This is a genomic window from Erwinia sp. (assembly GCF_049696395.1).
Taxonomy (GTDB): Bacteria; Pseudomonadota; Gammaproteobacteria; order Enterobacterales; family Enterobacteriaceae; genus Erwinia.
In genome coordinates this window covers 57208-70551 of the sequence record NZ_JBAVTT010000065.1, presented here as the reverse complement: position 1 = coordinate 70551, position 13344 = coordinate 57208, and the positions used below count along the sequence as shown (strand labels likewise).

Annotated in this window: 12 protein-coding genes; 7 read left to right on the top strand and 5 right to left on the bottom strand. The window is 52.5% G+C overall.

The window, feature by feature from the left end; translation table 11 throughout:
• Nucleotides 1-315, top strand: a 315-nt coding sequence (locus WCC56_RS09210) for a hypothetical protein (RefSeq protein WP_424692083.1), incomplete at its 5' end; no start/stop codon positions are given.
• Nucleotides 316-493: 178 nt separating this feature from the next.
• Here the strand turns inward: WCC56_RS09210 and WCC56_RS09205 are convergent.
• Complete coding sequence (locus WCC56_RS09205; RefSeq protein ID WP_424692082.1) at nt 494-757, bottom strand: hypothetical protein; 264 nt, start codon at nt 755-757, stop codon at nt 494-496.
• A 74-nt stretch (nt 758-831) separates the two neighbouring features.
• On the opposite strand from WCC56_RS09205, the gene WCC56_RS09200 reads away from it, so the two are divergent.
• Nucleotides 832-3039 (top strand): TonB-dependent receptor, encoded by a 2208-nt coding sequence (locus tag WCC56_RS09200; RefSeq protein ID WP_424692081.1) that lies wholly within the window; start codon nt 832-834, stop codon nt 3037-3039.
• Nucleotides 3040-3205: 166 nt separating this feature from the next.
• The gene (locus WCC56_RS09195) at nt 3206-3346 is read left to right on the top strand and encodes a hypothetical protein (protein WP_424692080.1); all 141 of its coding nucleotides are present in this window, start codon (nt 3206-3208) and stop codon (nt 3344-3346) included.
• On the opposite strand, the gene WCC56_RS09190 is transcribed toward WCC56_RS09195, so the two are convergent.
• Entirely contained in the window at nt 3347-4501 is a 1155-nt protein-coding gene (locus WCC56_RS09190; RefSeq protein ID WP_424692079.1) for a beta-glucosidase, read from the bottom strand.
• A gap of 155 nt (nt 4502-4656) precedes the next feature.
• Between WCC56_RS09190 and WCC56_RS09185 the strand changes: the two genes are divergently transcribed.
• Nucleotides 4657-6129 carry a phospholipase D family protein gene (locus WCC56_RS09185; RefSeq protein WP_424692078.1) on the top strand — a complete coding sequence of 491 codons (1473 nt, stop codon included), beginning with the start codon at nt 4657-4659 and terminating at the stop codon, nt 6127-6129.
• A gap of 40 nt (nt 6130-6169) precedes the next feature.
• Here the strand turns inward: WCC56_RS09185 and mdoC are convergent, their stop codons facing one another.
• Nucleotides 6170-7321, bottom strand: coding sequence for a glucans biosynthesis protein MdoC (gene mdoC / locus WCC56_RS09180; RefSeq protein WP_424692077.1), 1152 nt, complete (start codon nt 7319-7321; stop codon nt 6170-6172).
• Nucleotides 7322-7591: 270 nt separating this feature from the next.
• On the opposite strand from mdoC, the gene mdoG reads away from it, so the two are divergent.
• The 3 genes from mdoG (at nt 7592) to WCC56_RS09165 (ending at nt 12095) form a co-directional block, all read left to right on the top strand.
• On the top strand, nt 7592-9130 hold the full coding sequence (gene mdoG, locus WCC56_RS09175; protein WP_424692089.1) for a glucans biosynthesis protein MdoG: 1539 nt from the start codon (nt 7592-7594) through the stop codon (nt 9128-9130).
• A complete protein-coding gene (mdoH, locus tag WCC56_RS09170; RefSeq protein WP_424692076.1) occupies nt 9123-11693 on the top strand; it encodes a glucans biosynthesis glucosyltransferase MdoH in 2571 nt (856 codons plus the stop codon). The genes mdoG and mdoH overlap by 8 nt, the downstream gene beginning before the upstream one ends.
• 159 nt (nt 11694-11852) lie before the next feature.
• Complete coding sequence (locus WCC56_RS09165; RefSeq protein WP_424692075.1) at nt 11853-12095, top strand: YceK/YidQ family lipoprotein; 243 nt, start codon at nt 11853-11855, stop codon at nt 12093-12095.
• 66 nt (nt 12096-12161) lie between these two features.
• On the opposite strand, the gene WCC56_RS09160 is transcribed toward WCC56_RS09165, so the two are convergent.
• The gene (locus WCC56_RS09160; protein WP_424692074.1) at nt 12162-12560 is read right to left on the bottom strand and encodes a MysB family protein; all 399 of its coding nucleotides are present in this window, start codon (nt 12558-12560) and stop codon (nt 12162-12164) included.
• 313 nt (nt 12561-12873) lie between these two features.
• Nucleotides 12874-13209 carry a hypothetical protein gene (locus WCC56_RS09155; protein WP_424692073.1) on the bottom strand — a complete coding sequence of 112 codons (336 nt, stop codon included), beginning with the start codon at nt 13207-13209 and terminating at the stop codon, nt 12874-12876.
• Nucleotides 13210-13344: the final 135 nt, after the last annotated feature.

Here is a 13344-nt window from a genome sequence, read left to right as displayed (position 1 = left end):
GGTTTGAATGGTTTGAATGGTTTGAATGGTTTGAATGGTTTGAATGGTTTGAATGGTTTGAATGGTTTGAATGGTTTGAATGGTTTGAGTGGTTTGAATCTGTGGATTTTGAAGTGTGTAGCCCCGTTTGAACAGGCAACATTGAAGCTGATGGGAAGGGAGAGAAGGTTGATAAGCAAAGCATCTGCGACATGGACTTCGCAGCTGAGCCTCCAAGGATGGATTCACGGCGTCTTTGTGTTCAACCTTCTCTCCCTGACCTGCCACCAGATCATCCAGACAACTTGCAGGGTCACAACGACAAACATTCCCTGACCAGCCACCTGACTGCCCAGATAACTTTCGGCACTGCAGAGACAAACTCTCCCTGATCAGCCACCTGACTGTCCAGACAACGTTCGGCACTACAGAAACAAACACTTCCTGACCTGTCACCGGAACCTCCAGACGACTTACCCGGCTACCGCGGCAAAAATTCTCCGATCCAGCCACGCTAACCTAAAGACGGCTTGCTCAGTTTCAGCACCAAACTATCCTCACTCTTGCCATCAGCCACTGACTCATGTGCCTGAGGATCTAAGCTGGCTCTGCCACCCTGTCTGCGCCCGGCATAGCAAGCGGCTTTCCTGAGCCCAATTGCTTTTACTAACACTTCATCTGCCCTTAATAGTTCATCTTCTGAAGGCCAACTGCCTGAATTGGCATAGGTTGAACTTAGTGATGTCGATTTTGTCGTGCTCGCATTTTCAGCTTGCATTTCGGAGTTCCCTGAGGATAATCGCAATCCGAATAATAATGATTATCACTTGTATTAATTATCAGGGGAATGTAATGGCGACGTATTCTTCCACGCAGAATCGCTTCAGATTAACGCTGTTGGCGGCCTTAATTGGCTCAGCCACTGCACCAGCACTGGCTGCGACGGCTGACACTGCTACCAGCAAAAAATCCGCAACCACCGAAGAAACGATGACGGTTGTGGCTAAGCCCGATGACAACTTTAAAGCCGGTGGCGACCAGTTGGTTCCAGCCTATCTTGATGGCCAGATCGCCAATGGCGGCCGCCTCGGTATGCTGGGTGAGCAGGAAGCCAAAAATGTGCCGTTTAACGTCATCGGCTACACCAATAAAATGATCCAGGATCAGCAGGCCACCACGCTGAAAGATGTGGTCGCTAACGATGCCTCTGTGCAGAACGTTCAGGGCTACGGGAACTTTGCTGAAACCTATCGCATCCGGGGTTTTGATCTGGATGGCGATGACATGACCTTCGGCGGTCTGGCAGGCGTGATGCCGCGCCAGGTTGTCTCTACGCAAATGATCGACCGTGTTGAAGTCTTCAAAGGATCCAATGCCTTGATCAACGGCTCTGCCTCTTCTGGCGTGGGCGGCATGATCAACCTTGAACCTAAGCACGCTGAAGATACGCCTCTGACCCGTCTCGGTGTGGATTACACTTCCGCTTCACAGGTTGGCACGACACTGGATGCTGGCCGCCGCTTCGGTGACGATAATCAGTGGGGCGTGCGGGTGAACTTGCTGCACCGTGAAGGCGAAACGGCTATCGATAATGAAAAGCGCCGCGCCACACTGGCTTCCATCGGGCTGGATTATCGCGGTGATAAACTGCGTACGTCCCTGGACATGGGCTATCAGAAGCAGGAGTACCACGGCGGCCGCTTAGGCGTGAATGTCAGCGGCGTGGATTTCATCCCTGAAGTTCCTCGCGCCACCAGCAACTACAGCCAGGACTGGGTTTACAGCAACCTGGAAAGTGAATTCGGCATGGCTCGTGCAGAATATGACCTCGCGCCTGACTGGACACTCTACGGCGCAATGGGCGGCCAGCATTCGCATGAAACCGGCGCTTACGCGTCACCTAAACTGACCGACGAAGACGGCTCAGCCACCCTTGGCCGCATGGACACCAACAAAATTGTTGATGCCTTCAGCGGCATGGCTGGCCTTCGCGGCAAATTCGACACCGGTATTGTCAGTCACAGCGTTAACCTTGGCTATGCTGCGCTCACCAAGCGTGAAAAGACCTCGTACGGTATGGCGTTAACCTCGAAAGAGACCAATATCTACGACACCACTGCGGTTTCCGCACCTACGAACACCTACTTTGGTGGCGATTTGGATGATCCCCGTCCGACCAGCCGCGTGCGTACTGAAGGCCTGCTGCTGTCTGATACGCTCGGCTTTATCGACGACAAAGTGTTGCTGACCGTGGGTGCCCGTCACCAGAAAGTTGTGGTGCGTAACTACGCTTATGGCACGGCGGCGGAAGATACAGATGCCCGCTTTACACAATCTCGTTGGACGCCAGGGTATGGTCTGGTCGTTAAACCCTGGGAAACCGTCTCGTTCTATGCCAACCACATTGAAGCACTGCAGCCTGGTGAAACGGCCAGTACTGGTGCGGTTAATGTAGGGCAGGTAACGGGCATTTCTCTGTCTAAACAAAATGAAGTGGGGATGAAGGTTGATTACGGCAGCGTGGGTGGAACGCTGGCGCTGTTCGAAATCAAAAAACCTACCGGTATCATTAATCCTGAAACCAACGTGTTTGGCTTGTACGGCGAACAGCGTAACCGTGGTGTGGAGTTGAACGTCTTTGGTGAGCCAGTCTACGGTCTGCGGCTGAACGGCAGCGCAACCTGGTTGGATCCGAAGATGACGAAAACTGAAGACGGCACCTACGACGGCAAAGATGCCATCGGTGTGGCGAACTTCTATACCGTGCTGAGTGCGGAATATGACATCAAACCGGTCGAAGGTCTGACTGCTCTGGCCCGCGTCACGCATTCTGGTTCCCAGTATGCCGACCAGGCCAATACCAAAAAGCTGGACAGCTACACCACGCTGGATCTGGGTATGCGCTACCGCATGAAGCTGCAACAAAATGACCTGACCTGGCGTCTGGGTGTGGAAAACGTCACCAACGAGAAATACTGGTCCGGAGTGGAAAGCTACGGAACCTATATCTATCAGGGCGACCCGCGAGAGCTGAAACTTTCCCTCTCTTACGATTTCTAATCCTGAGGCCGCTGAAGCGGCCTTTTTTCTTTACGGAATTATGACGGTAATTCTTCAAACCTTTGGGACTAGTCGTTTTATCAGGAGGCTACTGTGCTATAGTACAGTCCATAAGAAATTACTGGCGTTAAACACAGGACGTTTGGCCAGCCAATGATGAAGAAAAATGAGCGAACGTCCTGAAAACGATTATCCTGAAGAACCCCGCTTTCCCCTCGATGATGCGCAGTTTGCCATTGTGGTTCTTGCCCTGACGTCCTTCACGTTAATCATGTTTGTCCTGATTATTACGCTGTGGATGACCTGATTATTCCCGCTGCTTAAATTTAATTTGCTGACTGCGGATCTCCAGCGCATAAGGCTCATAAATTGTTCGGTTACCGTTGGCATCTGGCAGACCAAACAGGCCACCTGGTGAACGTCGGTCGTCAGCCCAGGAAGGGTAATCAACCGCCGGGAACAAAGAAATTCCTTCTATTTCACCTCCCTGATCCATCGCCAGTCCCACTTGTTCAATCACCTCTCTTAACCACGGAACTCTTGCCTCGCCTTCGGCACCGGTTTCGGCAATCAGCAACGGCCGTTGATAACGTTGCCATACCTCGCCCAGTAAAGAAGCCAGAGGGCGGTATTCAGGATGAGGGGCCACAAGCGGGTCGCCATTAATAAACCACTGATTATCTGGATAATAAGTCAGCCCGATAATATCCAGCAACGCCGGATTGCCACCCAACTCTGGGTTCAGGCGGCCGCTTAACATATCCCAGGCTTCATACTGCGCATCATGCTGGCGGCTGGCTTCCCGGCGACTTTCTTCACTGTTATCCATAGCGGCTATATTGACCAACGGATCCGTCAGCACAAAGCGTGCCGCAGGGAGCTCCTCTTTGATGGCGTTCATGGCGGCAACAGAAGCCCGCACCAGCTGCTGCTTTAATTCTCTGCCGTGCCCGGTCACATTTGGGTTAAACCACGCCACATCCGCCCCGGCCCAGGACCAGAATGAGATCTGATTCATCGGGGTAAAGAACGGGGCGCTGAAACCTTCATCCCGCATCAGACGAGCGGCCGCACGGGAAAAAGCGGCGAACCGATCGACAAATTGCGGTTGCCAGATATCCAGACCGTCTGGCCAGCCAAAATGGGCCAGCTCCCAAATCATCTCAATATTGTGTTGCTTTGCTGCCTGTAACATCGGCAAAAACGTAGACCAGTCGTACTCTCCTGGGGTTTTTTCAATTAAATACCAGCGAGCACCGTCGCGAGCTGTTAACAGATGTTCTGCCGCCAGATGCGCGTAATCTTTCTCCAGCAACGTGTCATGGCCGCTGTTCACCACCAGGTCAATACGCTTGCCTTCTCCCCGACAGGCTGTAGAGCAGGCGAAACTGCCCTGAAAGAAACTGTTAAACAGCTGTGGCTTGTGGCGCAGGGGTGAGTCTTGACGCGTTTCGCTATTCATGGCATTTCCTCAACACAAGGGCTATCGCAACGCACTGGGCTAAGTCTAGACTAAATGGCATTGCAGGCCGCAATCAGAACTGTCGCATGACAATACAGGCTAACAGCATTGATAATAGACCCAGCAGGACCTTTCCTTCGAACTAAGGACCATTGATGGCCGAAGCCTATACCCCAGAACCCGACGAGCCGGAATTCGGGCAGACACGCCTGACCCGAGCCGTCTCTCCGCTGGTGGATACTCATCCCGCCCAGAGCGGCATTCATCCCCTTGAGGATGGTCTGGACGCGTTTGCTGCCCGCTATCTGCTGATGAGCATGGCCGAGCACACGCTGGATATTCAGTACTACATCTGGCAGAACGACATGTCCGGCCGACTGTTGTTTAGCGCGGTACTGGAAGCAGCAAATCGTGGCGTTAAAGTGCGCCTGCTGCTGGATGACAATAACACCATGGGCCTTGATGAAACGCTAAGCCAACTCAGCAAGCATGAGAACATCAAGATCCGGCTGTTCAACCCCTTTTCCTTCCGTACGCTCAGAGCATTAGGTTATCTCACCGACTTTGCCCGGCTTAATCGCCGCATGCACAACAAAAGCTTCACCGTAGACGGAGAAGCCACCATTGTCGGGGGACGGAATGTCGGGGATGAATACTTTGGCGCTGGCGAAGAGCCGCTGTTTTCCGATCTTGACGTGCTGGCTATTGGACCGGTGGTGGCAGAAGTGAGCAGGGACTTTGAGCGTTACTGGAAAAGCCGGGCCGTTGAACCGTTCAGTAAAGTGGTCGAACTGGATGAAGCCGCCGCGCATACAGCCGTGTCATTGCCGGAAGCCTGGCACAGCGACCCTCAGGTTAAGCGCTACCTTGAGAGGATCCACGCTTCACCTTTTGTCGCTCAACTGGAAAGTGGTGACCTGCGCCTGATCTGGGCAAACACCCGGTTGCTGAGTGACGATCCCCGTAAAGGATTAGGGCGGGCGAAAGCCGGAAGTTTGCTGCCGCAGCGCTTACTGGAAGTGATAGGTAAGCCGCAATCGCAATTCGATATTATCTCCGCTTACTTTGTGCCAACCCGCGCAGGCGTAGCGCAGTTGCTGTCGCTGAGGCGTAAAGGCGTGAAGATTGCCATTCTGACCAATTCGCTGGCAGCGAATGATGTCTCTGTGGTGCATGCCGGCTATGCCAAATGGCGCAAGAAGTTGTTGCGCCATGGGATCACTCTTTATGAGCTGAAACCACACACTGATAACCGTGATAAACCGCATGACCGTGGTTTAACCGGTAACTCAGGGTCCAGCCTGCATGCCAAAACCTTCAGCGTGGATAACGAGAAAGTCTTCATCGGATCCTTTAACTTCGATCCCCGCTCAGCGATGCTGAATACAGAGATGGGCTTTGTGATTGAGAGCGAATCTCTGGCCTGCAGCATTCATCAACGTTTTATTACCCGTATGCGCGACCGGGCCTGGACTTTACGGCTGGACAAGTGGGGCAGAGTGAATTGGGTGGAGTATCCGGGAGAAGGGGAGAAAGAGATTGTGCATAAGCATGAGCCCCGGACACGTTTTGTGCAGCGACTGATGGTTCGTCTGGTCTGGCGGCTGCCTATCGAGTGGCTGCTTTAAGCGAATGAAGCGCCCGTTCAGCAATGAACGGGCGCTTTTTTTAACTGACTTTTTGCTCTGTGCTCTTTTTTCGCTGTGGCTTACCTGAGAACAGGAAACGCACAAAAGGTATACGTAAGTGGATCTCGTACAGAATAAACGCAATACCAAACACAAAGGCCAACCCGGCAAAGAAGCCCAGGGTGTTATTGCCAATCGCCGGGACAAAAAGAATGCCGTAGAGAATGGTCAGCGGGTGGTGCACCAGGTAGATAAACAGCGAAGCATTTACCAGATAGGTCACCCGTGGTGAATGCGAATTCATGAAACGGTGCCCCAGCGAGAACACGACATTCACCATCCACAGGCCCATCATCATCGACACAATCGCATCAATCTCATACAGCCAGCCTTCGCCTTTGTTGTAGGTCTGGTTGGCCACGTAAGCGACAAACGCCAGCGCGGAACCCACAAAAGTCCAGGGCACCGGTTTCACAAACAACGCTTTGATGGCCGGATACTTCCACGACATGGCGCCCAGCATAAAGAAAGGCAGGAAGAATAATGACTGCATCACGGCGTAATTGAATAAGCCATCGCCCAGTAAATCCGGGGCAAACAGGAACAACAGGCGACGAACCGCTCCCCATCCGAGGCTACAAAGCAGGATCGCGAGGGATAATTTCACCCAGGTTATGTCGGAATAGTCTGTTTTTGAGCCTTTGCCGTCGCGCAGCCATTTAAAAGCCCAGACCCCAATCACGGTCAGCACAACAAGCACCAGAAGGAACCAAAGGTGGGAAATTAAATTCCAGGCCAGCGCATTAAACCGCTGGTAAAAGCTGAAGTCATGCCAGTCGCCAATCTTGCTGGTCCAGTCTTTGATCAGATAGAACTGCGGCAGCGTCAGCAGCGGAACCGCCGCCAGCATTGGGATGCCGACACGTTCAAGCCGGACTTTTAGCCAGTGCTTTGAACTGTATCGCAAATAAAGCATGTACGAAAAATAGCCGGAAATGACAAAGAACACCTGCATACGAAAAGCATGAATGAAATCATTTAACAGGGTCAGCCATTCAGAAGGGGCCGGACTGTTGACCGTCCAGATCTGGGTGGAATAAATCAGGGAGACGTGAAAAGGGACGCCCAACAGCATTAAATAGGCCCTGATTGAATCGAAAAAGTACTCTCTTTCCTGTGTGTTTTTAGTCATATTCATCCAGTATTCAACACGTTAACACGATGGTTCACCCTGAACCACGCTAAAGCCTTACGCTCACTCTATGGGAGAAAACGCGGGTATACTATCAGGCTAATCTGGATCCGCTAAACACTTGAGAATAAGGCGGTTAGCGCAGGCCACACGAGGAACTAAATGATTGCCGAGCTGTCGGAATGCTGAATAATCCATTAAGATGGATGGGATTGATTTAAGCACACGAAAGGGGGGGATGTGCTGATTAAAATGAAAAATAAGCCAAAACTGATGAGATTGCGCTGGTTAGGCGTAACAGTTTTGCTGTCAATGTATGCCAGCTCTAGCTGGGCTTTCAACATTGATGACGTAGCAAAGCAGGCTAAAGAGTTGGCAGGGAAAGGGTACGAAGCGCCGAAAAGCAATTTGCCTTCCCAGTTGCGTGAGATGAAATATGCGGATTATCAGCAGATTCAGTTCAATCGCGATAAAGCCTACTGGAGTAAGCTGAAGACCCCATTCAAGCTTGAGTTCTATCATCAAGGAATGTACTTCGACACGCCGGTGCAGATTAATGAAGTCACCGCTTCCACGGTTCGACAGATTAAATATTCACCTGATTACTTTAACTTTGGCAACGTAAAGCACGATCCGGAAACGGTAAAAAACCTCGGTTTCGCCGGGTTTAAAGTGCTGTACCCACTAAACAGTAAAAACAAGAAAGACGACGAGATCACCAGCTTCCTGGGCGCGAGCTATTTCCGCGTGATTGGCGCTGGTCAGGTTTATGGCCTCTCTTCTCGTGGTCTGGCTATTGATACTGCGCTGCCGTCTGGCGAAGAGTTCCCACGCTTTAAAGAGTTCTGGATTGAACGTCCAAAACCTTCTGATAAGCACCTGGTGATTTATGCGCTGCTCGATTCGCCGCGGGCGACAGGAGCTTATCGCTTCCTGATCACCCCAGGTAAAGACAGCACCGTTGACGTGCAGTCTAAAGTTTACCTGCGTGACAAAGTGGGCAAGCTGGGCGTTGCTCCGCTGACCAGTATGTTCTTGTTTGGGCCGAACCAACCTTCGCCAAACACCAACTACCGTCCGCAGTTACATGATTCTAATGGTCTCTCTATCCACGCTGGCAACGGCGAATGGATCTGGCGTCCGCTGAACAACCCGAAACATCTGGCGGTGAGCACCTTCACCGTAGAGAACCCGAAAGGCTTCGGACTGTTGCAGCGCGGACGTGATTTCGATCAGTATCAGGACCTGGACGATCGTTACGATCTGCGTCCAAGTGGCTGGATCGAACCGCAGGGTGACTGGGGTAAAGGCCGCGTAGAGCTGGTCGAGATCCCAACGGCTGATGAAACCAACGACAACATCGTTGCGTTCTGGACGCCGGAAAACCTGCCAGAGCCGGGCAAAGAGATGAACTTTAAATACCGTCTGCACTTCACCCGCGACGAGAGCCAGCTGCATTCGCCAGAGATGGCTTATGTGAAAGACACGCTGCGTTCTACTGGCGATGTGAAGCAGTCTAACCTGGTTCGCCAGCCGGATGGCACGGTAGCCTTCGTGGTGGACTTCACCGGTCAGGACATGAGCAAGTTGCCAGAGAATACTCAGGTAACGCCTCAGGTCAGCATCGGCAACAACGGTGAGCTGGTGGAAAACAGCGTGCGTTATAATCCGGTAACAAAAGGCTGGCGTCTGATGATGCGTTTACGCGTCAAAGACAACAAGCAAGCTACCGAGATGCGTGCTGCGCTGATGAACGGTGATAAGACGCTGACAGAAACCTGGAGCTATCAGTTGCCTGCCAATGAATAAGCCTACAGTTTTACCCACTGACTATATCGATGCGCTGCCCCTTTCCGCTGAGCGGAAAGGGGCGCTGCGTGAGTCGCTGCCTGAACAGCCTGAAGAGGCGTTCAGTAAGCTGCACCAGTCGCTTGCGGATGGCGGCCCGGTAGAGTGTCGTCCTGACGATGCGCCACTGGAGTCGGTCAAGACGCGCATCGAAATGAGCTGGCCGGACGCTATTGGGGAAGGGGAACAGTTCGATACTGATGAACTGGACCGCACCACGCTGAAGGCCATGCCTCGCCATACTCGCTCTTCCATGTACCCGGAAGCCTGGCGCACCAACCCGGTTGCGCGCGCCTGGGATTCCGTTCGTGGCCGCAAATCCACTCATCGTTATGCCAACCCTGAAGAGCAGCGGCAGGAAGACAAGTGGCGTCATGTTGGCTCGATTCGTCGCTATATTTTGCTGTTGCTGACTATCTCACAGACCGTCGTAGCGACCTGGTACATGAAAACCATTCTGCCTTACCAGGGCTGGGCCATGATCGATCCTCTGGAGATGATCAACCAGAACTGGCAGCAGTCGGTGCTGCAGATCCTGCCTTACGTATTGCAAACGGGGATCCTGTTCCTGTTCGCCGTGCTGTTCTGTTGGGTCTCCGCTGGCTTCTGGACGGCGCTGATGGGCTTCCTGCAGCTGATGATGGGCAAGGATAAGTACAGTATTTCCTATGGGCTGAACGGCGATGAGCCGATCAACCCTGAGCACCGTACTGCGCTGATCGTGCCGATCTGTAACGAGGATGTTGGGCGTGTTTTCGCTGGTGTCCGCGCAACCTGGGAATCGGTTGCCAGAACGGGCGAAGAGAAGAATTTTGACGTCTATATCCTGAGCGACAGTTACAACCCTGATATCGCTATAGCTGAACAAAAAGCCTGGATGGAGCTGGTGCGTGATGTCGGCGGAGAAGGGCGCATTTTCTATCGTCGTCGTCGTCGCCGCGTGAAGCGTAAAAGCGGCAACATCGATGACTTCTGTCGTCGTTGGGGCAGCCAGTACAGCTACATGGTGGTTCTGGATGCGGACAGCGTCATGAGCGGTGAGTGTCTTACTGGTCTGGTGCGCATGATGGAAGCCAACCCGAACGCCGGTATTATCCAGTCTTCGCCAAAAGCGTCAGGCATGGATACGCTGTATGCCCGTTGTCAGCAGTTTGCGACCCGCGTTTACGGTCCGCTGTTTACCGCTGGTCTGCACTTCTGGCAGTTGGGTGAATCCCACTACTGGGGACACAACGCCATCATCCGTATCGCGCCGTTTATCGAGCACTGTGCCCTGGCACCGCTGCCTGGTGAAGGCTCGTTTGCTGGTTCCATCATGTCGCATGACTTTGTGGAAGCGGCATTGATGCGTCGTGCTGGTTGGGGAGTGTGGATTGCTTACGATCTGCCGGGTTCTTATGAAGAGCTGCCGCCAAACCTGCTGGATGAGCTGAAACGCGACCGTCGCTGGTGTCACGGTAACCTGATGAACTTCCGTCTGTTCCTGGTGAAAGGTATGCACCCGGTTCACCGTGCGGTGTTCCTGACCGGTGTGATGTCTTATCTGTCGGCCCCGCTGTGGTTTATGTTCCTGGCACTCTCAACCGCGTTGCAGGTGGTGCACACGCTGATGGAGCCGCAGTACTTCCTGCAGCCCCGGCAGCTGTTCCCTGTCTGGCCGCAGTGGCGTCCCGAACTGGCGATAGCGCTGTTCTCCACCACCATGGTGTTGCTGTTCCTGCCGAAACTGCTCAGCATTATGCTGGTCTGGTTCAAGGGCGCGAAGCCTTACGGTGGTGTGGTCCGCGTGACGATTTCTCTGTTCCTGGAAATGCTGTTCTCGGTGCTGTTGGCGCCGGTGCGCATGCTGTTCCATACGGTGTTTGTGGTTAGCGCCTTCCTCGGTTGGGAAGTGGTGTGGAACTCTCCACAGCGTGATGATGATGCCACGCCATGGAGCGAAGCCTTTAAACGTCACGGCTCGCAGATGGCTCTGGGTATTGTCTGGGCAGCCGGAATGGGCTGGCTCGACCTCAACTTCCTGTGGTGGCTGGCGCCGATCGTCTTCTCGTTGATCCTGTCGCCATTCGTGTCGGTGTTCTCAAGCCGCTCCACTACCGGTGCTGCCTCAAAACGCGCCGGGCTGTTCCTTATCCCGGAAGAGTTTGAGCCGCCGAGAGAGTTGGTAGATACCGACCGTTACGTGGAAGTGAACCGCGAGCGCGCCCTGAAAGATGGCTTTATGCACGCTGTGTATAATCCCTCGTTCAATGCGCTGGCCAGTGCTTTGGCTACCTCCCGCCACCTGAAAAGTGATGTGCTGGAATATGCCCGCGACCGTCAGGTTGATCAGGCACTGAGTGAATCACCAGCGAAGCTGGATCGCGATCGCCGTCTGGCGCTGATCAGCGACCCGGTGATGCTGTCGAGGATGCATTACCGCTTGTGGCAACATGCCGACAAGTATCACGACTGGTTCGATTACTATAAGTCGTTGAAAATGAATCCTCAGGCGATTCAGAGCAGCAAGCCTGAAAGTGTGTAAACGCTGAAAAGTAGAAAGGCCGGGAACGTTATCCCGGCCTTTTTTATGCCTGACGACTGGGTGCTTTACGCCACGCTTACGGAAATTTTGCGTTTTTTGCCAGATAGCTCGCGCGCAGTTACTCTACAATGGCGCGTTTTTCATCCGTTGAAGGTTGTTATGATTAAGCTAATTTACCGTGGCGTGCTGACAGGAGCGATAGTGGTGCTGTTAACGGGCTGCGGCAGTATTATCAGCCGGACTTTTCCTGGCCAGGGGCACGGTAACCAGTATTACCCTGGCGTGCAGTGGGATGTGCGTGACACACCGTGGCGCTTTTTGACCATTATCGACCTGCCGCTGTCGTTGGTGGTGGATACGCTGTTACTGCCTGTCGACGCGCATCACGGTCCTTACGAATAAAAAGCCCGGCTGGTTAGCCGGGCTTGCTTGCGAGCTTAGAAAGGCGTAAATGGACCTGAATGACCCCTATTCGTAGCGTTCAGATTCGCTGTTATCATCTTCCCATTCATCCGCTGCTGCTTTGCCTTCTTCTGTGTCGGTAGGGGGCTCTAACTGAAACTCGCCTTCATCCCACTCGTGCAGCGTATTTTCTGGCAACCATTCCTGACGGATTTCAATTTCATCGAAATCGTCATCAAAAATGGCCTGGGCAGCTTCGCCTCCACGCAGTGACAGGCATTCACCCTCATCGCCTTCATTGGCGAAGAACTCGGCCTGCCACATGATATCCCCATCCTGCATCACATATTTCTGCAGGTTAAACTGGCCCACTGAGGCGTCTTCTTCTTCCAGTTCCGGATTAGCGGCCAAAAACTCTTCGCGCGCGGCGTCTATGGCTTCTTCAAGTGTTGCATAAAGTGACATACGGTCTCCCTTTCAAAATTAGGATGATTAGAAAAGGATAGTAGAACTTTTGCAGGGGTAAACCTGCGGCCGCAAAAAAAAACACAGTAGATTTAATTATATTTATCATGGCCTTGCTTAGTGCACTGCGCGACTTCTGTCGACATCACCGCCGCTATAAGTGCAAAGGAGCGGGAAGGGAATGGGGTTTTACTTGCTGTGATGAGAACAGGCGAAGACATTGATTGAAAACAGATAGGGGGCGGGATCCTGCGCTCATCACCGGCAGTGTGCCGGTGAATTAACGCAGTTAAAAGGGATAACCTGCTGGGAGTTAACCGGTATGGGGAAAGTGTTTTACGGCCTTCACCTCTTTTCCCTTAATCTTGAAACCCATGCAGACAGTTTGTTTTTGTTCACGCAGAACAGGCGTAACCTGGGTATTCAGCACAGGCTTACAGTTCTCTTTTTTAGCGGCCTGCAAACAGAATTCACACAATCTTACGTGGCTATATTGATTTCCCGCCACTGTTAACGCTTGTGATGCGCTATAGCACGATCCAATAAAAGCCCGAGAGTCTGTAGGGGGGAGTAATTTGCACCCGGCGCTATGAAGTAGCAGGCCATGAAGTGCATGATTGCTGACATAATACTTTTTCGCTTTATTCATACTAAGTCCATTTGCTGTGTGAGTCCTTGATGAGACTCGAAAGTGAATTTTTCGTATCCAATACGTTGTTATTTATTAAATTATTTTCTTAATCATTGCCAGTGATTGGCATTTCAGGTCTGGATAGTTTGCCGT